The 21,693-nt window shown below is 54.1% G+C and carries 12 protein-coding genes and 1 pseudogene; 7 read left to right on the top strand and 6 right to left on the bottom strand.

Features of this window, described 5'->3' with window-relative positions:
• Positions 1–6: 6 nt before the first annotated feature.
• Positions 7–2,706, bottom strand: a complete 2,700-nt coding sequence (locus KVT28_RS09145; RefSeq protein ID WP_217547878.1) for a cation-transporting P-type ATPase — start codon at positions 2,704–2,706, stop codon at positions 7–9.
• A 505-nt stretch (positions 2,707–3,211) separates the two neighbouring features.
• Here KVT28_RS09145 and KVT28_RS09140 point away from each other — a divergent pair.
• Both KVT28_RS09140 and KVT28_RS09135 read left to right on the top strand, forming a co-directional pair.
• A pseudogene (locus KVT28_RS09140) lies at positions 3,212–4,319 on the top strand (efflux RND transporter periplasmic adaptor subunit).
• Positions 4,319–7,363 (top strand): efflux RND transporter permease subunit, encoded by a 3,045-nt coding sequence (locus tag KVT28_RS09135; protein ID WP_217547876.1) that lies wholly within the window; start codon positions 4,319–4,321, stop codon positions 7,361–7,363. The pseudogene KVT28_RS09140 and the gene KVT28_RS09135 overlap by 1 nt, the downstream one beginning before the upstream one ends.
• 95 nt (positions 7,364–7,458) lie before the next feature.
• Here KVT28_RS09135 and KVT28_RS09130 read toward each other — a convergent pair whose 3' ends face one another.
• Both KVT28_RS09130 and KVT28_RS09125 read right to left on the bottom strand, forming a co-directional pair.
• Positions 7,459–8,481: an AI-2E family transporter gene (locus KVT28_RS09130; RefSeq protein WP_217547874.1), complete on the bottom strand. Its 1,023-nt coding sequence runs from the start codon at positions 8,479–8,481 to the stop codon at positions 7,459–7,461.
• Positions 8,482–8,606: 125 nt separating this feature from the next.
• Positions 8,607–11,294: a cation-transporting P-type ATPase gene (locus KVT28_RS09125; protein WP_217547871.1), complete on the bottom strand. Its 2,688-nt coding sequence runs from the start codon at positions 11,292–11,294 to the stop codon at positions 8,607–8,609.
• 761 nt (positions 11,295–12,055) lie between these two features.
• Between KVT28_RS09125 and KVT28_RS09120 the strand changes: the two genes are divergently transcribed.
• From KVT28_RS09120 to KVT28_RS09110, 3 genes are read left to right on the top strand one after another with little or no spacing between them, the layout of a single operon-like run.
• A complete protein-coding gene (locus KVT28_RS09120) occupies positions 12,056–13,141 on the top strand; it encodes an efflux RND transporter periplasmic adaptor subunit (protein ID WP_217547869.1) in 1,086 nt (361 codons plus the stop codon).
• Complete coding sequence (locus KVT28_RS09115) at positions 13,141–16,203, top strand: efflux RND transporter permease subunit (protein ID WP_217547867.1); 3,063 nt, start codon at positions 13,141–13,143, stop codon at positions 16,201–16,203. Before KVT28_RS09120 ends, KVT28_RS09115 begins: the two co-directional genes overlap by 1 nt.
• Positions 16,200–17,165, top strand: coding sequence for an acyltransferase (locus tag KVT28_RS09110; protein ID WP_110867118.1), 966 nt, complete (start codon positions 16,200–16,202; stop codon positions 17,163–17,165). Before KVT28_RS09115 ends, KVT28_RS09110 begins: the two co-directional genes overlap by 4 nt.
• On the opposite strand, the gene KVT28_RS09105 is transcribed toward KVT28_RS09110, so the two are convergent.
• Together KVT28_RS09105 and pagP are read right to left on the bottom strand one after the other, a co-directional pair.
• The gene (locus KVT28_RS09105; protein ID WP_217547864.1) at positions 17,152–18,669 is read right to left on the bottom strand and encodes a carboxylesterase; all 1,518 of its coding nucleotides are present in this window, start codon (positions 18,667–18,669) and stop codon (positions 17,152–17,154) included. The two genes, KVT28_RS09110 and KVT28_RS09105, sit on opposite strands and share 14 nt — an antisense overlap.
• Complete coding sequence (pagP, locus tag KVT28_RS09100) at positions 18,659–19,219, bottom strand: lipid IV(A) palmitoyltransferase PagP (RefSeq protein WP_217547861.1); 561 nt, start codon at positions 19,217–19,219, stop codon at positions 18,659–18,661. Before pagP ends, KVT28_RS09105 begins: the two co-directional genes overlap by 11 nt.
• A gap of 447 nt (positions 19,220–19,666) precedes the next feature.
• Here pagP and cspA point away from each other — a divergent pair, with 447 nt between their 5' ends.
• The gene (cspA, locus tag KVT28_RS09095) at positions 19,667–19,879 is read left to right on the top strand and encodes an RNA chaperone/antiterminator CspA (protein ID WP_007885867.1); all 213 of its coding nucleotides are present in this window, start codon (positions 19,667–19,669) and stop codon (positions 19,877–19,879) included.
• Positions 19,880–20,391: 512 nt separating this feature from the next.
• Positions 20,392–20,721: an NIPSNAP family protein gene (locus KVT28_RS09090; protein ID WP_101761246.1), complete on the top strand. Its 330-nt coding sequence runs from the start codon at positions 20,392–20,394 to the stop codon at positions 20,719–20,721.
• Positions 20,722–20,978: 257 nt separating this feature from the next.
• On the opposite strand, the gene KVT28_RS09085 is transcribed toward KVT28_RS09090, so the two are convergent.
• Positions 20,979–21,485 (bottom strand): ATP-binding protein, encoded by a 507-nt coding sequence (locus KVT28_RS09085; RefSeq protein WP_217547859.1) that lies wholly within the window; start codon positions 21,483–21,485, stop codon positions 20,979–20,981.
• Between the last annotated feature and the right edge of the window lie 208 nt (positions 21,486–21,693).

Raw genomic sequence — 21,693 nt, 5'->3', positions numbered from 1 at the left:
GTTACGTTAACGTGCCAGGCGCCAGCCGCGTGTCAGGCGCTTCTCTATCTCCACCAGCACAAAGATCCCGGCGCTCACCGCCAGCGAAATTAGCCAGTATTTGAACGGCAATGGCGCGGTGCCAAACAGCGTATTCATCAAGGGAACATAGATAATCATCGCCTGCAGCGCGATAAGCACCACGGTGACCAGCCAGATGCCACGGTTTTTCAGCAAGCCGGCATCCAGCGAGAATCCGTTGCTGTTGCGGCAGTTCAGCATGTAAACCCACTGCGCGGTGACCAGCATCTGCAGCAGCACGGTGCGGATGAACTCCGGCGTGTAGCCGCGCGGCTGGAGCCAGGCTTCCAGCACAAAGGCGCTAATCGAAATCAGCAGGCCGACGAAGATGACGCGCCAGATGGCGTAAGCGTCCATCACCGGGCTGCGTGCGTTACGCGGCGGGCGGCGCATGATGTTGCGCTCTGCCGGTTCAAATGCCAGACCAAACGACAGCGTTGCCGAGGTCGCCATGTTCATCCACAGAATCTGTACCGGCGTCAGCGGCAGCAGGTTGCCCATCAGAATCGCAATGATGATCAGCAATCCCTGCGCGAGGTTGGTCGGCATGATAAACAGAATGGTTTTCTTCAGGTTATCGTAGACGCGTCGGCCCTCTTTCACTGCAGCTGCGATGGTGGCGAAGTTGTCGTCGGCGAGGATCATATCCGCCGCCTCTTTGGTCACTTCGGTGCCTTTGATGCCCATCGCGATACCAACGTTGGCCTGCTTCAGCGCGGGCGCATCATTGACGCCATCACCTGTCATGCCGACGATCTCACCGCTGCTCTCCAGCGCTTTCACCAGACGCAGCTTATGCTCGGGGCTGGTGCGGGCAAAAATGTCGTATTCACGCGCCGCCACGCCCAACTCGGCATCATCCATGTGCTCCAGCTGGTAACCGGTGATGGCAGAATCGCTGTTACCAATGCCCAGCATCTGGCCAATCGCCATCGCGGTTTCCGGGTGATCGCCGGTGATCATCTTCACGCGAATCCCTGCCTGCTGGCAGTCGCGAATCGCGGTGATGGCTTCCGGACGCGGCGGATCCATCATACACGCCAGGCCCAGCATCTTCATGCCGTTGCGTAAATCCTCATGATCGATGTGGTGCTGCGCTTCCGGCAGCCAACGCCACGCGGCGGCGACGGTGCGCAACCCTTCGCTGGCGTAGGTGGTGATCGCCGCTTCCCAATATTCGCGATCAATCACTTCCGCATCGGTAGCACCCTGCTGCTGCTGACACAGCGACAGCAACACATCGGGCGCGCCGGTCATTAGCAGGCACGGTTTGCCATCAATCAGGCAGCTCACCGCCATGTATTTGTAGGCCGAGTCAAACGGCAGCTTGCTCAGGATCTGCACCTTGTCATTGTGAATGCCCGCCTTGGCGACCAGCACTTTCAGCGCCCCTTCCGTTGGGCCACCGACAATGCCCCAGTTGCCGTTGGCATCCTGACGCAGCTGGCTTTCGTTACAGATATCCACCACCTGCAGGAAGCCCTGCATCAGCGCATCGCTCTGCTGGCCCGCTTCAAGGGTGAATTCGCCTTTGGGTTCATAGCTGTTGCCGCTGATGCGCCACTGGCTGTTCGCCAGCACCACCGCTTTCACCGTCATCTCGTTCATGGTCAGCGTGCCGGTTTTATCCGAGCAGATCACCGTCATGGCACCGAGCGTTTCAACCGTCGGCAGCTTGCGAATGATGGCGTGATTGCGTGCCATCGACTGCACGCCAAGCGACAGAATGATCGAAATAATCGCCGGTAGACCTTCCGGCACCGCCGCTACCGCGAGGCTGATCACCGACAGCAGCAGCTCCGTCACCGCGATGTCGCGCAGCAGATAACCAAACACAAACAGCGCCGCCATCATCAACATGATGATGCCGAAGATGGCTTTTCCGAGTTTGTCGATCTGCACCAGCAGCGGGGTTTTCGCCTCTTCAATCGCGGAGATCATCGCATTGATGTGGCCCAGCTCGGTGTCGCCGCCGGTGGCGATCACCACGCCCAGCGCGGTACCTGAACTGACGGTGGTGCCGGAATAGGCCAGATTCAGGCGATCGCCGAGCCCTTTTTCACCTTCAAGTGCCACGGTGTTCTTTGATACCACCGTGGATTCGCCGGTCAGAATCGCCTCTTCGACGCGCAAGTTATGTACCTCGAACAGCCGCAAATCCGCCGGGATCTTATCGCCTGGGCGCAGCATTACCACATCGCCGACCACCAGATGCTGCGTAGCGACGGTGATCTGCTGGCCATCGCGCAGCACCATGGCATCGCTCGACATCATGTTCTGGATGCTTTTCAGCGACTTTTCGGCGTTGCTTTCCTGAATGAAGCCGATCAGGGCGTTGATCACCGCCACGCCGAGAATCACAAAGGTATCCACCCAATGGCCCATCACCGCGGTGATCACCGCCGCAGCTAGCAAGATGTAGATCAGTACATCTTTGAAATGCGCCAGAAAACGCATCAGCAGTGATTTTTCCGCCTTTTGCGGCAGCACGTTCGGCCCGTCGGCGTCCAGTCGTTGCTGTGCGTCGGTGCTGCTCAACCCCGTGGGTGAGCTGTTGATGGCTTTAAATACGGCGGCGTTATCCTGCTGATAATAGGGACGCGCGGATGCTTCCGGACGTTTTGGCTGAATAGGAATAACGGTCATAATTAACCCCGTGACAGTGAATTGAAAATAAAAAGCGTGCGAAAATAAAAACCACATTTTAATTATATTTTCCCGAAGCATACTGACCGTGGTCATGTTTTTACCGATTCAGAAGTGTGATGCTAATAGTGATAGCACTGATTGCGTAATGTTATTATTTAAACGTTAATAGAAAGGCGCATGACGCATATTAATTTTAGTTTCATCTCGAAATGTATTAATCATAGGGGGAATTATTATGAATAAATTACACAACCTGACAATACCGATGATCATTTCCTTTATTATCATTGCCGTATCATCAGCTACCGCCATCGGCTTACTCTCTTATCATGTGGTTTCGCGCATGGTGGCATAATTGATTTCGCCAGATATCGCTAAATTAAACCAACCTTAAACGCACATAATTGTTTCCACCTAATGACCCTTATTTTGCGGAGGGTCATTATTCCCTCTTTCAGGCAATGGCATATTTCCGCCCTTTCTTTCTTATTGAGGCAGGGGCATGAATAATTGGCCAGTGCTGGGCGCACTTGTAATTTGTTTGGTTTTGATCGGTTGTGACAATAAAAGCGGTGATGAACTCAGCGCACCTCGCGTAATTAAAGCGCTAACACTGACGGAAAATACCACAGAGAAAGTCAGGGTATTTCCAGCGCGTATTTCGGCGGGCGATTACACCGAATTGGCGTTTAAGCGTACCGGGCGGCTGGCGCAGTTGCAGGTGCGTGAAGGCAGCCATGTTAAGGCTGGCGAGGTGATTGGCCGACTGATCGATACCGATGCGCAGCTGCGCGTCAACGATCAGCAGAACAGATTCCAGCTGGCGGATCGTCAGTATCAGCGCTTCAGTGCGCTGGCCACGCGCAGTGCGGTTTCGCAGGCAGATATGGATGTGCAAAAGGCCAATCGCGACTCCGCCGCCGTGGCGCTCAACATCGCCAAACAGGAGCTGGATTATCACACCTTGCGCGCACCGTTTGACGGCATCGTCACCAGCGTGGCCTCACAAAATCATCAGGTGGTCACCGCCGGACAAACGGTGGCGGTGATCAGCCGCAACGATGTGCTGGATGTGATTTTCAGCGTGCCGGAAAACCTGTTCACCAGCCTTGACGTGCAAAACGTGAGTTATCAGCCAGAGATCAGCCTGAATGCGCTGCCAGGCCGCACGTTTCGCGCGGCATATAAAGAGCATCGCGCAGAAGCTGATGCTGCCACGCTAACCTGGCAAGTAGTGCTGACGATGCCGCGTCCGACGGATTTACCGCAGGTCAGCGGACTGAGCGGCACGGTGAAAGTGCAGATGCATAACCTGCCCACTTCCGACGGCACGCCGCTGCTGCGCGTGCCGGCCAACGCGGTGTTTAACCCGGATCACAGCCTGCCGAATCAGCCTTACGTGTGGCTGATCAGCGGTGAGGGTGATGTGGTTAACGTTCAGCAGCAGCCGGTGGTGGTGGGAAAACTCAATGCGCAGGGCATCGAAATTCTCTCCGGCCTGCGAGTGGGCGATCGCATTGTGAGTGGGCGATCGCATTGTGGTCGCGGGCGTCAGCGATCTGCGTGATGGTCAGGCGGTGCGCCTGTGGACACGCGAGCGAGGTCTGTGATGCGCCTGCTGGAACCGTTTCTCAAATACCCGATTCGCAGTTGGCTGGTGATCCTGCTGCTGGGCGTGGGCGGCATTTTTGCGCTGCTCAACATTGGCCGTCTGGAAGATCCGCTTTTCACCATTAAATCGGCGGTGATTGTGACGCACTATCCCGGCGCGTCGGCGCAGCAGGTGGAAGAGGAAGTGACGCTGCCGCTGGAGAACGCCTTGCAGCGCTTGCCGTCGCTCGACAACGTCAGTTCGATCTCCAGCAACGGTTTGTCGCAGATCACCGTTACGATTCACAGCCACTATCGCGCCGACGACTTGCCGCAGGTGTGGGATGAATTGCGTCGCCGCGTTGACGATGCCACGCGCCAGTTTCCACCCGGCGTCAGCGCGCCGCTGGTGAATGACGACTTTGGTGATGTCTACGGCTACTTCTTTACCCTTTCCGGCGAGAACTTCACCAACAGCGAGCTGCGCACCTACGCCGATCAATTGCGGCGTGAGCTGAATTTGGTACCTGGCGTGGCGAAAGTGGCGATTGCCGGTATTGAGCAGGAGCAGGTGAATATCACGCTCTCCAGCCAGAAGATGGCGGTGCTGGGCGTGACGCCACAGCGCGTGGCCGCTTTGCTCAACAGCGTCAATGCCGTCTCCGATGCGGGCCAGATTCGCCTCGGCAATGAAACGATCCGCTTCCATCCGACCGGCGAGTTTCACTCACTGGATGAGATCGGTGCGCTGCCAATCTCAGCGCCCGGCAGCAGCCAGCAAGTGTTGCTGCGCGATATCGCCACGCTCAGCTATGGCGTTACCGAACGGCCGGGCAATCTCTATCACGCCAACGGCAACGCCGCGCTGGCGATGGGCGTCTCCTTTGCGCCTGGCGTCAACGTGATTGATGTCGGCGATGCGTTAAGCGCCAAAATTCAGCAGCATCAGCAGGCCAAACCGCTCGGCATCGATCTGAACGTGTTTTATAACCAGGCGCAGGAAGTGAAGCAGTCGGTGGATGGTTTCATCAATAACTTTCTGATGGCGCTGGCGATTGTGGTAGGCACGCTGCTGCTATTTATGGGCGTCCGCAGCGGTATGGTGATCGCCGCCTCGCTGGCGCTCAATGTGCTGGGCACGCTGCTGATCATGTATCTGTTTAAGCTTGAGCTACAGCGCGTGTCGCTGGGTGCGCTGATTATCTCTCTCAGCATGCTGGTGGATAACGCCATCGTGGTGGTGGAAGGCATCAAGGTCGATCGCCAGCGCGGCAAGCCGTTGCAACAGGCGATGATGCAGATGGTGAAACGCAGCGCGCTGCCGCTGCTCGGCGCCACGGTGATCGCCATCATCGCCTTCGCGCCAATTGGTTTATCGCAGGATTCCACCGGCGAATACTGTAAATCGCTGTTCCAGGTGCTGCTGATTTCTCTGCTGCTCAGCTGGATTACCGCTCTGACGCTGACGCCGGTGTTCGTGCAGTGGATGGATGGTCGCCAGGCGATCAGCAAGCAAGACGCACAGCCGTATCAAGGCGTGGTGTTTCGCCTGTATCGCCGCGTACTCACCACGCTGCTGCGCTTCCGCATCACTACTTTAGTGCTGATGGCCGCGTGCCTGGCCGCCTCGGTCTATGGCTTCGGCTACGTGAAGCAGAACTTCTTCCCCGCCTCCAATACGCCGATTTTCTTCACCGATCTGTGGCTGCCGTATGGCACCGACATCCATTACACCGCACAAACCGCGCGCGAGGTTGAAGGCTGGATTAACCAGCAGCCGGGCGTCAGCAGTACCGTGACCACCATTGGTCAGGGCGCGATGCGCTTTACGCTGACCTACGATGCGACGCGTCAGTACAGTAATTACGCGCAGATTATGGTGCGCGTGCAGGACGCCAGGCAGCTGGAAATGCTGGCGCAGCACACCGAGCAGCACATCGGCGAGCACTTCCCACAGGTGACGGAGCGCATCAAACGCATCAATTTTGGCAGTGTCAGCGACAGCGCCATTGCGCTGCGGATTACCGGCCCCGATCCCATTACGCTGCGGCAGATTGCCAGCCAGATTGACGACATTTTCCTCGCCGAGGGCAGCGCGTTTCCGCCGCGTCATGACTGGCAGGCGCGCAGTAAAGTGATTCGTCCGCAGTATTCGCCGCTGCGCGGTCAGGAGCTGGACGTGGACAAGCGCGATATCGACCGCGCGCTGCGTATCAACTTCAGCGGTGATAGCGTCGGCTTGCTGCGCGAAGGCTCGCGGCTGATGCCGATCATGCTGCAGACTTCCGAGCTGGAGCGGCAGAATATCGACCATCTTGGCAATATTCAGGTGTGGAGTCAGACGCAGCAGCGCTATGTGCCGCTGGCCAATCTGGTGAACGATTTCCAGCTGGAATGGGAAGATCCGCTGATTATGCGTCGTGACCGCATGCGCGTCTTGACGGTGCAGACCGATCCCGATCCAGCCAGCGGCCGCACCGCCGCAGAGATTGTGGCGCGCGTGCAGCCGGCCATCGATCAGCTGAAGTTGCCCGCCGGCTATCATCTGGAATGGGGTGGCGAGCTGGAGAGTTCGCGCGATGCCCAAAGCGGCCTGCTTGGCTCGCTGCCGTTAGGTTTCCTCGCGATGTTTGTGATTACCGTGCTGATGTTTAACTCGCTGCGCGATGCGCTGGCGATCTGGATTACCGTGCCGCTGGCGCTGATTGGCGTCACCTGCGGCTTCCTGCTCACCGGCATTCCGTTTGGCTTTATGGCGTTGATTGGTTTGCTGAGTTTGTCGGGTATGTTGATTCGTAACGGAATTGTGTTGGTTGAGGAAACGCACCAGCTGGCGCGGCATCAGCCGTTACAGCAAGCGATTCTCGACGCCGCAACGTCGCGTCTGCGCCCGATTCTGCTCACCGCCTTTACCACCGTGCTCGGCCTGCTACCGCTGCTGCGCGATGTGTTTTTCCAGAGCATGGCGGTGGTGATCATTTTCGGTTTGGGATTCGCCACGGTGCTAACGCTGCTGGTGTTGCCGGTGCTGTATCGGAGTTTTTATCTCTATAAAAAGGATTAAGCGTTTAACACCGCACACTCCGTAGCGGCGCGATTTATCGCGCTTATCATTGGCGGCACCCTGCCCATCCAGATAATGCGCAATAAATTGCGCCGCTACGAGATATCATCAACACGTTGCCCCGCGCTCGCTAATAATATTTTTTTCAACATAAACGTCAGCGGAATTGCCAGAATCGCGCCGATGATGCCCAACAGGGATTGCCAGATAAGAAACGCCAGCAGCTGTGTGGTAAGTGCCATATTCAATCTTTTGCCCAATAACAACGGCTCAATGACTGAACTCAGAATTAAATTCAACGCCACGAAGAACAGTGCGACCACCAATGCGGTTTGGATATCGTACAGCATATAACTTTGCAGCACTGGCGGGATGGCCGCCATAAATGAACCCAGCACCGGAATATAGTTGAAGACAAACATCAACACACCCCAGAAAAAGGCGAACTTCAGGCCAAGAAGATGAGCACCCGCCCAGACAATAATGCCGCCGACAATACTGGTCAGGGTTTTAACCTGAGCATAAACGATAACGCTTTGTACACCCTCTTCAAGTGCCACATAATAGCGCTGATATTGCCCTTCGGCCTGTTTGCGTAGCAAGATTTTTAAATTTCTCATTTCATACAGCATGAAAAACAGCATCAGAAATACCATCAGCCACCAGGAAAGAATGCTGGGTATTTGCGTGAGAAAACCCGTGACAAAGCGCACCACCGCACCCGCATCAACAAACGCCAGCATGTCGTTGGGCGTTAAAACCAGGCCCAAATGACTAAACGTCTGCGTCACCGGCTCGAAGCGTTCGGCCAGTAGCTGCGGTGCCTGACGGCTCAGCTGGATTAAATCGGGGGTTAATACGGTGAGTTTGATGATGGTGAACACAATCACCAATAACAGCAGCACAATCACCAGCAGCGATGACAGCAGACGCGGCACGCGTTTTCTTTCGAGCCGACTGATTAACGGATCGAGCATAATCGCCAGAAACAGTGACAGCATTACCTGATTAATTAATGCCGATGCCAGATAGATACCGGTAAGAATTATGGTCAACGTGGCGAGAATTATCAGTACGCGCAAAAGCCTTGACCATAAAGGAAACTCGTTCAGTCCCATTATTAAGATCCTTCATCCTATACAAAATGTATTATAGAGAAAAACCTGTGCGCTGGGCCTTGTTTGAGGTCAAGTGACGAAAAACATTCAGGCCGTAAGAGAAACGGCCTGAATGTCACGCGCTATTAATTGATTCTGAATCTCCGCGTTAATGGCTTTTCGATTTCGACAATTAAAAACATCACGAAGCCAATGATCAAGGTAATAATCCAGTAACGTAACGGTAGCGCGGTGGTACCAAACAGCAGCTGCATAAAGGGCGCGTAGATAATCAGCAATTGCAGAACTAACAGCACGCCGCTGACGATCCAGATGCCTTTATTCATCAGCAAACCTTTGCTCAATGAGAAGCCGTCGGAAACACGACAGTTCAGCATATAAAACCACTGCGCCGTTACCAGCGTTTGTAATAACACGGTACGAATAAATTCCGGTGAATAGCCGCGCGGTTGCAGCCAGGCTTCCAGAACGAAGGCGCTTATGGCGATCATCGAACCGACAAAAATCACGCGCCAGATGGCGAAACCATCCATCACATGCAGTTTGGGATCGCGCGGCGGACGACGCATGATATTTTGCTCACCCGCTTCAAACGCCAGGCCGAAGGAGAGCGTGGCGGAAGTCGCCATGTTCATCCACAGAATCAACACCGGCGTCAGCGGAATGAGGTTACCGGCCAGCAAGGCAATGATGATCAGCAAGCCTTGCGCGAGGTTGGTCGGCATGATGAACAAAATGGTCTTTTTCAGGTTGTCATAGACACGGCGCCCTTCCCGCACCGCGCTGGCGATGGTGGCGAAGTTATCGTCCGTCAGCACCATATCGGCGGCTTCTTTAGTCACTTCGGTACCTTTAATCCCCATGGCGATACCGACATCCGCCTGCTTCAGCGCGGGCGCATCGTTAACGCCATCGCCGGTCATCCCGACTACCTCTTTTTTGCTTTGCAGCGCCTGCACCAGACGGAATTTATCTTCCGGACTGGTACGGGCAAAGATGTCGTACGCCTGCGCCGCCTCACTCAATTGCTGGTCATCCATCACTTCCAGCTCGCGCCCGGTGATGGCGGTGCTGGCGTTACCGATTCCCAGCATCTGCCCAATGCTCATCGCAGTTTGCGGATGGTCGCCGGTGATCATTTTGACGCGAATGCCGGCTTGCAGGCAGTCGCCAATCGCGGTTATGGCTTCCGGTCGCGGTGGATCCATCATCCCGGCGATGCCGAGCAAAATCATGCCCTGATGCAAATCCTGATGCGTCAGCTCAGTTTGTCCTGGCGTGGCCGGTTTCCAGGCCGCCGCCACCATGCGTAATCCTTCGCGCGCATACTCCTCAATTTTGGCTTCCCACCACGGCAGATCGATCGGCTGCAATCCGGCTTCTGTTTGCTGCTGCTGACAATGTCTGAACAGTACGTCCGGCGCGCCGGTCAGCAGCACGCACTCTTCATCGCCAATCAGATAGTGCGTCGACATGTATTTGTATTGCGAATCAAAGGGGATTTTATTGCGCAGTTCGGTGGTGACTGAAGGCAGATGTCCTTTGGCGGCTAGCACTTTAAGTGCGCCTTCCGTCGGGCCGCCGGTGATTTTCCACAGTCCGTTTTCGTCTTTAATCAGCTGGCTGTCGTTACACAGATCGATGGTGCGCAGATAGCGCTCGAGGATCGAGCCTTGCGCCACTTTCACCGGCACAGCGTCATCGGCTTTATGGATGGCGCCTACCGGTTCATAGCTCACGCCATCAACGCGGTAAATCTGATCGGCGGTGATAATCGCTTTCACCGTCATTTCATTCATGGTCAGCGTGCCGGTTTTATCTGAGCAGATCACCGTCATCGCGCCCAGCGTTTCCACGGTAGGCAGCTTGCGGATGATCGCCTGCTGCTTCGCCATGGTTTGCACGCCAAGCGACAGAATGATCGAGATAATCGCCGGTAATCCTTCGGGAACCGATGCCACCGCAAGGCTAATCAGAGACAGCATCAGCTCTGAAACCGGCATATCGCGGAACAGCAAACTAAAGACAAACAGCGCGGCCATCATCGCCAGGATGATCAGGAAAATGGCTTTACCAAGTTTATCCATCTGCACCAGCAGCGGCGTGCGGTGCTTTTCGATATCGGACATCATCTGGTTGATGTGCCCAAGTTCCGTGGCGCCACCGGTAGCGACCACCAGCCCTTTGCCGCCGCCCGAACTGACGGTGGTGCCGGAGAACAGCAGATTGGTACGATCGCCCAGCGGCAGCTCGCCGATGAGCGCGTCAGTGCCCTTCTCGACCACGGTGGATTCGCCCGTCAGAATCGCTTCTTCAACGCGCAGGTTATGCGCCTCAATGACGCGCAGATCCGCCGGGATGCGGTCGCCGGCGCGGATCACCACCACATCACCTGGCACCAACGCGGTGGTGGGCAGCGTCTCGTGATTTCCCGCGCGGATCACCACCGTTTCGCTGGAGAGCATATTGCGGATACTTTGCAGGGATTTTTCCGCATTGCTCTCCTGAATGTGGCCAATCAGGGCATTCACCACCGCCACGCCGAGAATCACCAGCGTATCAACCCAGTGTCCCATGACGGCAGTCAGCAGCGCAGCGGCCAGCAAAACGTAGATCAGCACATCGTTGAAGTGAGCGAGAAAACGTAGCCAAACCGGCTTGCCGGGTTTCTGTGGCAGGGCATTTTCCCCGTACTGTGTTAGGCGCGTCGCCGCTTCAGCACTACTGATTCCCTCGGTGGAACTTTGCGTACTGGCCAGCGTTTCATCGACAGAAAGTTGATAATAGGTACTTTCCGGTTTAGCAGTATTCATCGCTTTCTCCTCAAATCCTGTTTCGGAAATCAAGGCGGTGATATCCCGTATTTAACAAGTCGCCATTGAACGAAAAGATCAGACCTGACTTATCCGGTGGAAGAAGCGGTCCGTTTCAGATTGAAAAATATGTCGTTAATGGCTGCTCAGCGGCAATGGAGCAGCCCTATTTTCTATACGAAATTGAAAGTTTTTTGTAAAATGAACGCTATAAACGTAGCACAGGGATATTCAACGCATTCATTTCTCAATAAAAGTCGTAAGGCGAAAACCATTTATCTCACCAGACTTATCCGATCGCGGATAATAATAAAAATATAGTGTGATAATTCATAAGGCTGGGTAATTTAAAGCCAATATTCAGGTTGCTTTAATCTGATATTTTATATCGATATTGCGGATTAAATATCCATGAAAATCAGTTTTATTAGATTTAAATCTGGTTAATTTCATCAAAAATATTACAAGCTATCAGGCTTTACTTTTTTTGACATCTGCGTCTATGCTCATCGATAACAAAAACATCCTGTTAATACTTCTCACCTTTCAAGACGATGGCGCAGTTTTTCTGTGGTCATGGTTAATGGAGGCAACGATGTATGGTTATAGCCTGCTCCGTCTGAGTCTTTATGTTGTCATTGCGATCGTTACCTGCTCCGCCGTAGGACTATTCACCTACGCGGTTGTCTCTATGCTTGGTAATTAAATTATCCACTCACATTATTGCCAACAATGGATTCGTTGTTGCTGAGGATAAAACAGTGACTCGTTATATTACGCTGACTGCCATTGTTATATTTTTAACAACGGGTTGCGATCAAAAAACACAGGAAGTCACGCCACCGCCACGCATGGTGAAAGTCGTTGAAGTTGTGGCGTCCGGCGAATCTCAACAACGTATCTTCCCGGCGCGCATTGAATCCGGCGACTCCACCGATTTGTCGTTCAAACGTGCAGGACAGATTGAATCGCTGGATATTCGCCAGGGCAACCGCATCGAGCAGGGCCAGCTCATCGCCAGGCTTACGGCGCGGGAAGCGCAGCAGCGCGTTAATGAGCGCCAGACCGCCGCCACGCTTGCCCAGCGGCAATTTGCCCGCTTCCAGACGCTCTCCGGCCGCCAGGCGATTTCGCAGGCAGACATGGACGTGCAGCGCGCCAACCGCGATGCGGCCAATGCCGCGCTGCAAATTGCCCGTGAGGAGTTAAGCCAGATGATGCTAACCGCGCCGTTCAGCGGCGTGGCCGCCGTGGTTAACGTGCGCAATCATCAGGTAGTTGCCGCCGGACAAACCATTGCCACCTTGACTCGCAACGATCTGCTCGACGTGGTTTTCAGCGTACCGGAAAACCTGTTTACCGCGCTGGATATGCGCAACCTGACCTATCGCCCGGTGGTGCGCATCAACTCATTGCCGGATCGCGAATTCCAGGCCGAGTACAAAGAGCACACCGGCAACAGCAACAGCAACTCGCTGACGTGGCAGATTATTTTAACTATGCCGCGCCCGGCCGATTTCCCGGCGGTGGGCGGCGTCAGTGGCACGGTAACCATTAACCTCGCCAATCTACCCGCCAACGTGAATCGCGAATCGTTAGTGGTGCCGGTGGAAGCGGTATTCAATCCCGATAACAGCCAGCGCAACGAGCCGCATGTCTGGGTGGTGCAAGGCAGCGGCGATCAGTTGACGTTAGAAGATCGCAAAGTCAGCGTGGGCGAAGTAACCGATCGTGGCGTGGTGATCACCGCCGGGCTGCATGCCGGTGAACGCGTGGTCGCTGCTGGCGTCAACGAGCTGCATGCTCAGCAACCGGTACGCATCTGGACGCGTGAGCGGGGGCTGTAATGGATATCTCCCGGCAGTTTATCGATAATCCGGTCCGCGTCTGGCTGGCGATTCTGTTACTGGGCGTCGGCGGCATTTTTGCTCTGCTCAATATTGGCCGTCTTGAGGATCCAGCCTTTACCATTAAGACCGCGGTGGTTGTCACCCACTATCCCGGCGCGTCCGCGCAGCAGGTAGAAGAGGAAGTCACCTTACCACTGGAAAATGCGCTGCAGCAGTTGCCCTATCTGGACAATGTCAGCTCCATCTCTTCCAACGGCCTGTCGCAGATTACCGTCAACATTGACTCGCGTTACCACTCCAACGCGTTGCCGCAAATCTGGGATGAACTGCGGCGCAGAGTCGGCGACGCGGCGCGTTTCTTTCCTCCCGGCGTAGCAGCGCCATTCGTTAACGATGATTTTGGCGATGTGTTTGGTTTCTTCTTCGCTATTTCTGGCGACAACTTCAGTAATCCGGAACTGGTGCAATACGCGGAGCAGCTACGGCGTGAACTGGTGCTGGTGCCGGGCGTGGGCAAGGTGGCGCTGGGCGGCGTGATCCCGCAGCAGATTAATATCGATGTCTCCTTAACGATGATGGCCGCGCGCGGCATTACGCTGCCGCAACTCGCCAGCGTGCTAAGTCGACTCAACGTGGTCTCCAATGCGGGCGACATCAAAGCCGGCACGGAATCGATCCGTCTGCATCCAACCGGCGAGTTTCAGAACATCGAGGAGTTGGGCGACTTGCTGGTCAGCCCGCCTGGCGATCACGCCACCACCCGATTGCGCGATATCGCCTCGCTGTCGCGCGGGCTGAGTGAATCGCCCTCCAGCGTTTACCACGCCAGCGGACGTCCGGCGGTCACCATGGGAATTTCGTTTGTTCCCGGCGTGAATGTCATTGATGTCGGGCGCGCGCTGGAGGCCAAACTGCAGCAGATGTCGGCAGAAAAACCGGCTGGCATTCAGATCAACGTGTTCTACGATCAGGCCGCCGAAGTGGCGCACTCGGTGAATGGCTTCATAGCCAACTTCCTGATGGCGCTGGCGATTGTCGTTGGCGTGCTGCTGATATTTATGGGTGTGCGCAGCGGCATTATCATCGCGTTGTCGCTGGCGCTCAATGTGCTGGGCACGCTGCTGATCATGTATCTGTGCGGCATTGAGTTGCAGCGCATCTCGCTGGGCGCGCTGATTATCGCGCTGAGCATGCTGGTGGATAATGCGATTGTGATTGTCGAAGGCGTGCTGATCGCGCGTCAGCAAAACTCGCCGCTGATGACCACCATCAACTTTGTGATTCGCCGCACCGCCTTCCCGCTGCTGGGCGCGACGATAATCGCCATTCTGGCGTTTGCGCCGATTGGTCTTTCGCAGGATTCCACCGGCGAGTACTGCAAATCGCTGTTCCAGGTATTGCTGATTTCCCTGCTGCTGAGCTGGTTCTCGGCGCTTACCATCACGCCGGTGCTGATCAAATGGTGGCTGTTTAAAACACAGGAACCTACTAAAGCTGCGGCTGAAGTTTCACCTTATGACGGCGGTTTTTATCGCTTTTATCAGCGCATGTTGCTGGTGTTGCTCAGGCAAAAAACCCTCACGCTTTCGCTGATGGCGGTGCTGCTGGCGCTGGCGATTTGGGGCTTTGGATCGGTACGACAAAACTTCTTCCCTTCAGCCAATACGCCGATCTTCTTTGTCGATCTCTGGCTGCCGTACGGCACCGATATCAACGCCACCGAGCAGATGGCCAGCGACATTGAAAAATCGATTAACGGGCAGCAAGGCGTGGTGTCTACCGTCACCACCATTGGCCAGGGCAGCATGCGCTTTATCCTCACTTACAACGGGCAGCGTCAGTACAGCAACTATGCGCAAATCATGGTGCGCATGGACGATCAACGTAATATCGCCGCGCTGTCACACCGTATTGATGCCTACATCGTGCGTCAGTATCCGCAGGTCAATGCCAGCACCAAACGGGTGATGTTTGGTCCTTCGGGCGGTAGCGCGATCGAGGTGCGTATCAAAGGTCCCGATCCCGACAGAATGCGCCTGATCGCCAGCCAGGTCGGCGACATCCTCACCGCCGATCCCGCCACCGACAGCGTGCGCAACGACTGGCAAAACCGCAGCAAAGTTATTCGCCCGCAGTTCAATCTGGCGCTGGGCCGCGAGCTGGGCGTCGATAAGCAGGAGGTGGATAACGCGCTGGAGATGAATTTCACCGGTAGCCGCGTTGGGCTGTATCGGGAAGGCGCTGACCTGCTGCCGGTCATCGTACGGCCACCGGCCAGCGAACGGCAGGACGCCAATCATCTCAATAACGTGCTGGTGTGGAGCCAAAGCCAGCAGCAGTACATCCCGCTCAGCAATGTGGTGAGCGGTTTTACGCTGCAATGGGAAGATCCGCTGATTCTGCGCCGCGATCGCAGCCGCGTGCTCACCGTGCAGGCCGACCCGAATCCGCTCAGCAACGATACGTCCGGCGATATTGTGGCGCGCGTGAAGCCGCTGATTGAGCAAATCTCGCTGCCGCACGGCTACAGCATTGAGTGGGGCGGCGATGCGGAGAGCTCCAGTGAAGCGCAGCAAGGCGTGTTTACCTCGCTGCCGCTGGGTTATCTGGTGATGTTCGTGATCACCGTGGTGATGTTTAGCTCGCTGAAAAACGCCGTCGCTATCTGGCTGACGGTGCCACTGGCGCTGATTGGCGTGACGCCGGGCTTTTTGATCACCGGGATTCCGTTTGGCTTCATAGCGTTAATCGGCCTGCTGAGTCTTAGCGGTATGTTGATTCGAAATGGCATCGTGCTGGTCGAAGAGATTGAACAGCAGAAACTTGTAAAGCCGCAGGCTGACGCGATCATCTACGCCGCCACCTCGCGTCTGCGCCCTATTCTGCTGACCGCCTTCACCACCGTGCTCGGGCTGGCGCCGCTATTGCGCGATGTGTTCTTCCAGAGCATGGCGGTGGTGATCATGTTTGGTCTGGGGTTTGCCACGGTGCTGACGCTGCTGGTGCTGCCGGTGATTTACGCCTGCTTCCATCGCCAAACGGTGGCTAGCGCATCATGAATGTGACCGGCCTCAACGTGATTAAAACGCTGGGATGTATGACGGCGGTGACATTTTTCACCGTGTACAACACCTGGGATCGCTACGATTACGATTATCACTGGATTCTGGCGTTTCTGACCTTTATCTCCACTATCGCCACGCCGCTGTTTTTTGTCGTCGCCGGGATTATGGATGCCCGTTCCGAGCAGGATGTTAACTGGCAGATAGGCAAGATTCGCAATCTGGTGATCGTATTTCTGTTCTGGATGACGGTCTATTACCTGTGGGAACCCTATCAGCGCGGCTACCTGATCCAGCCGTGGTTCATCTTCTCGTTCATTATCATCTACAGTTTTCACCCGCTGATGATCTGGCTTAGCCAGCACCGGCGCGCGTTCGTTGCGCTGGTGTTTGCGTTGCTGGCGTTCTCATATGGCTACGATTTGCTGGCGGTGCTGCATCCGGACGACCCGCTGTTCCGGCTTGAACCGCAGTATCGGCTCTGGACCTGGCTGCTGTTTTACTTAACCGGCCAGCTGTTGTGCGATCCGCTGATTAATGACTGGATGGAGCGCAAAAAAGTGGCGCGCGGTGCGGTGATCGCCCTGCCCTTTATCTATCTGTTTACCTGGTTTTATGAGCAGCACTTCTTCTTCGCGCTATTCAAAGCCGATCGCAACGCCTTTATTCTCACCGGCTCGCAGATTTATCTGCTGGTGGTGGTGCTGGTGATTGCCGCCAGTCAGGTGCGCTTTCGCCGCAATGTGGCGGTTAAAGAGACCATTCTGGCGACCATCAGCAAAACTATGACCGGCGTCTATATTCTTCACTACTCGGTTTTCCATCTGCTCACCGCGCTGATTCCCATCACCTCGCTGGCGACTAAGCTGACGCTGATTGCCGTGACCTTTGCCGCTTCGGTGCTGCTCTCCAGAGTGATCCTCGCCAGCGGCTGGCTGAAAAAAGTCATAACCCTTTGATGCAGGCCGGCAGATTGCTCTGACTGCTGCAGTCAATGCGCCCCTTGATTTGCAACATCATGTAATCGAAAAACGGATTGGAGGTGTTGCGCATCAGCGTATCCAGCCCAACGATCAGGCTGGCGGTTTCACCGCGCAGCGAGATGGTGCCAAAGCTAATGCCATAACGATTCTTTTCCGTTGGCTCGCGGCCATACAGCGAGTCGCTGAGTGGGAACGGCACGGCAATGTGCGATAACGAATAGGTATCCTGCGGCCAGGCTTCATGCATCGAACGCACGATTTCTTGCGTTTGATCCGCCGCTGTAATGCGCGCCACGGTCTGATAGGTGGTCGGTGACGCGTTGGTGATGACCGTTGAGGCATAGCGGCGCGGCGCAGGCGGCAACAAATTATTGACCGCTGAGTAGAGCGCGGGCCTGAACAGCGCGCGCAAGTTCGCCGCCTGGTTGACGTCGAACATCACCAGTTCACTGCCGTTATCCGGCAGATAGCGATAGAACGCATTGACCACCGCGCGGGTGCTGACGGTGGAATCCAGCACTGACTGGAAGGTCAGCACCGGCGGAAACGCCGGCATGGTGCCGCCGCGTATCACATGCAGCAGCTGATCCTGCATCGCCTGAGTCAGCAGCCACGATTGCCGCGCCGCGCGCACCGGGAACGAGTTGTACTTGAAAGGATTGTATTCCGGGATGATGCTCAGCCACGCCGCTTTGGCGAAGCCGGGAATAATGGCGGGCCAGCCAGCTAAGCCAGCAAACCGCGCATAGGCGGTGACGCCAATCATCGGCGACAGCAATACCAGCTGCTGCGGCTTGCGCAGCGCGTTATTTTGCAACGTATCGAGGCTGTATTTCACCGCCAGCGCGCCGCCGTTCGAGTATCCAACCAGATGCAAAGGTACGTTGCTGCCCGCCAGGCGTGTCGCTTCGCGCACCGCTAAGCGGGTTGCCGCCATCCACATTTGCCAGTCAACTTTGGTGAGCGAACCGGGCGCCGTGCCGTGTCCCGGCAGCCGCGGCACTACCGCCACAAAACCCTTCTGCTGATACGCCTGCGCCAGATAGCGCATGCTGTACGGCGAATCGGTTAATCCATGCAGCAGCACCACCGCACCTTTCGCTTTTCCTTCCGGCTCGAGGATATAAGAGCGATTCCAGTCGGTGTCGAATCGCGCCGGATAAACCGGGCTTTGCGCGTTAAAGCGGTTGAGCGCCGTTTTCTCATCGCCACTAAGCTGGTCGGTCACGTTGAGCTTCATGTCGTGGAAAATCGCTGCTTCACGCGTCAGATAATCCGCGAAGCTGGCGCGATCGATCTCATCCACCGACATTTCATCCGCCGACCACGTATGCCAGCGATGCAGCGGCGGTCCCTGTTCGGATTGATAACCACGGATCACCAGGAACATCACCAGCAAAGCCAGCAAGCCTAACGCTACGCGCTTGAGCACTTTGCTGATGCGATCTTTATGCAACGCGTTGACGGAATCAGAAGGCATAGCGAACCCAGGCAAACAGCACGTTACCGTTATTGTAAGTGCCGGGAATATAGGTGAACTGCACGTTGAAACGTTTATAACCAGCGGAGAACAGCGGCAGCACGATAGGCAGCGGCACGTAATTGGCGAAGTCATCGCGCGCGGTGATACCGGCGGTTAGCCCAAGTCCGAGACGAAAATCGCGCGATTGATCCAGATACCAGCCTTTCTCCCAGCCATAACCAATGATCGGCTGCCATTCGTTATGGGAATCTTTAAACGCCATCGCATAGAGCGCGCTCCAGTTACCGTCTTCATTGATGCGCGAGACGCCCAACCCGCCGCCCCACGGCGTTTCATTGTAGTTATCGGTTTTATCTTTATCGTAAGCAAAACGAGCATGCCAGCTGATGAAAGGCAGATAGAGATCGTAATACTGCGGTTCCTGCCAGGTTTGTGAAACGTCCTGCTTGAGCCATTCCCAGCCATCGCTGATCGTGTTGGCCGCCGAGGCGGGACAGACAAACAGGGCCAGAGTCAGCAACCAAGCCGCCTGAAGAGTACGCATCATGTATGCCTCTGAAATTCACCGCCGCGAAAAGGAGTGGAAAAGCTGATGTGCTCACAAAGCAGATCAAGCCACTTAACCGGTGAGATTATAGTTGCTTGTTATTGCTATAAGTAGCATCACCACGCAGATAACAAACCACCTTGTGATAATCGGCGCGGCAAAGCGCAGCCAAAGATGAAGCGTAACCGGCCGTTCAGCCATCCAGGTCTTTAAATGGTTAAAATAAATAAACATATTCGTTGCTAAATTATTATCGCTATGTCTTAATGCGTCATCGGTTTGGAACACAGACCTTATGAAAGCAGTTTTAGTAAAGCAGTCCTCAGTTCAAGTGTTATCCCTAGATATCCTTCTTCGAGAGCCTCCTCCTAAGTGCCCAATAAGTAAATCTTTCACTTCAGGCCAATTTTCGCCGCTACAAGTGGCTCATCAATTAAGGAATTATCTATGTCTAACAAAATGACTGGTTTAGTAAAATGGTTTAACTCTGATAAAGGTTTTGGCTTTATCACTCCTAACGATGGCAGCAAGGATGTTTTCGTCCATTTCTCTGCCATCCAGAGCGACAACTACAAAACTCTTGATGAAGGTCAGCAAGTTTCCTTCACCATCGAAAATGGCGCCAAAGGCCCAGCAGCGGGCAACGTTACTCCGCTGTAAGCCGCGCTCATTATCAGCAGCGCTTGCAATAGCGATGAAGACAATAGTCTGAGCAGATAAGCACCGCTGATAATAAAAAAACCCGCCTCGTGCGGGTTTTTTATTGCCTGAAACTTGGTGTGACTAAGGTTTGCGTAGTGAATAAACTGCTCGCCAGCGGAATTTACGTAGTGGCAGCGCCTTCCAGTCGTTAAAGCTGCAATGCAGGTAATGTACGTCGGTGGTTATGCGACTTTACTTGGATCGAATGTGGCATTAGCCAGTATCTGGCGCACAGCTCAAGCCCAACTCTGCATAGAAGATTACGGTTTTGAATCGAAAAAAAATGAGGTAGGTTTTTTACCTTATCCACAAGCGAAGAGCTGTAAAAACAACGATGTTAGAATTGCTTGTTTATAAAAATCTTTTTAAGCGTAGCTTTGATGGTTATATTTACTACGATTTGATTATGTGCGTAGCCAGGAAGTTACCGCTAATCCAGGTATCTAACGTAAACCAAGGGAATGAAATTAATGAGAGCAGTCGAGTTATTGCAGTACATTCTGAAGCCAGGCACTGGACGAGAATTCCATACAATCATGGTTGAAATAAGTGCTCCTCTCCATCGTGGAGCGGGTATCGACATCATTGCATTTGGCAACTCGATTCATGATGAGGATTCTTACTTTCTGATTCGGGCATTTGATGATGTTGAACATATGAAAGCGTCTCAGGAAAAATTTTATATGAGTGATGAATGGATAAATGGCCCTCGAGAAGCAATCATCGAACGAATTCAAACCAGCGTAAAATCGGTATTGATACTTCCGACTATGGCAATTGATGGGCTTAGAAGTAATTAGAAACAAGGTGATAAAAGGGACATTACATGCATTGTTGATATAAATTACCTTGTCGCTTTGGATGATGAAGCGTGGAAACTATAAGATATCACCAGATATTAGTTATGAGATACCTCGCATCACTCATGCCGGACAGCGTTAAACGCTGTCCACTTTGGCCAGAAGCGGAGGCTGTCTGTATTAAGGCATCATCAGTGCCATCAATTTTGGGAACACAATAAAGCTACTCAATGGTGGCTTAAGTGCGGATGATGCATTTAGAGGTATTCGATAATTTCAAACCCTTCGTCAACTGTAGGTTCTGAGAAATAACTCGTAATGGTATTGAACTGTTGATCTGTAGCTGCAAAGTCGTGCGTACCTTCTGCGTTACGGGCGTGTAACCGGGCTCTGCAGACTTCATCAGATACGTTCAAATAATGCAGACGATTATCAGCACCTGACTCCTTAATAATACTCATCATCCATTCACGCTGTGTCCGTGTGTTTGCCGGAAAGTCCAGAACAACGGATAAACCCGCTTTGAGTAGTGCCACCAGGTGGGGCTTCATAGCCCTTCTGAGCTTTGAAGAACAATGAATATAATCCGCCAATGATTGCATTTCATTTTCATAGATCGCAGCCAGCCAGTTGTCCTCACTAACAATTACGGAGCCAGGTAAAGTAACTAATTTTGCAGATAATGTGGATTTGCCTGATGCAATTTTTCCGCATAAAAGATGCAGGGTTGGTTTTGCTGAAGTTGCCACTGTGTCGAAGTCCATATTTACCTCAATGGTTTGTTCGTTAAGGCCCACTTTACTGGCGGGAAATGGCGAACGTAATCCCACCTAAAAATTGGAAGTGATGATAATGAGTGGGTGAGATTGTACTGAGCCGGTTGCTGCATTTTTCCAGGCTAACAGGCGACAACATAAAAATCAGCTTTTTTTTAACTTTTTACTTTTAAACGTCCGCTGCTCGCCCAAAGCC

The organism is Pantoea sp. GbtcB22, assembly GCF_019091025.1.
Taxonomy (GTDB): domain Bacteria; phylum Pseudomonadota; class Gammaproteobacteria; order Enterobacterales; family Enterobacteriaceae; genus Pantoea; species Pantoea leporis.
The sequence above is the reverse complement of the archived record's forward strand: the minus strand, read 5'-3'. Positions and strand labels throughout refer to the sequence as shown.

Coding starts and splice junctions, on each gene's coding strand:
- KVT28_RS09145 (WP_217547878.1), bottom strand. CDS start 2,706: ATGACCGTTATTCCTATTCAGCCAAAACGTCCGGAAGCATCCGCGCGT.
- KVT28_RS09135 (WP_217547876.1), top strand. CDS start 4,319: ATGCGCCTGCTGGAACCGTTTCTCAAATACCCGATTCGCAGTTGGCTG.
- KVT28_RS09130 (WP_217547874.1), bottom strand. CDS start 8,481: ATGGGACTGAACGAGTTTCCTTTATGGTCAAGGCTTTTGCGCGTACTG.
- KVT28_RS09125 (WP_217547871.1), bottom strand. CDS start 11,294: ATGAATACTGCTAAACCGGAAAGTACCTATTATCAACTTTCTGTCGAT.
- KVT28_RS09115 (WP_217547867.1), top strand. CDS start 13,141: ATGGATATCTCCCGGCAGTTTATCGATAATCCGGTCCGCGTCTGGCTG.
- KVT28_RS09110 (WP_110867118.1), top strand. CDS start 16,200: ATGAATGTGACCGGCCTCAACGTGATTAAAACGCTGGGATGTATGACG.
- KVT28_RS09105 (WP_217547864.1), bottom strand. CDS start 18,669: ATGCCTTCTGATTCCGTCAACGCGTTGCATAAAGATCGCATCAGCAAA.
- pagP (WP_217547861.1), bottom strand. CDS start 19,219: ATGATGCGTACTCTTCAGGCGGCTTGGTTGCTGACTCTGGCCCTGTTT.
- cspA (WP_007885867.1), top strand. CDS start 19,667: ATGTCTAACAAAATGACTGGTTTAGTAAAATGGTTTAACTCTGATAAA.
- KVT28_RS09090 (WP_101761246.1), top strand. CDS start 20,392: ATGAGAGCAGTCGAGTTATTGCAGTACATTCTGAAGCCAGGCACTGGA.
- KVT28_RS09085 (WP_217547859.1), bottom strand. CDS start 21,485: ATGGACTTCGACACAGTGGCAACTTCAGCAAAACCAACCCTGCATCTT.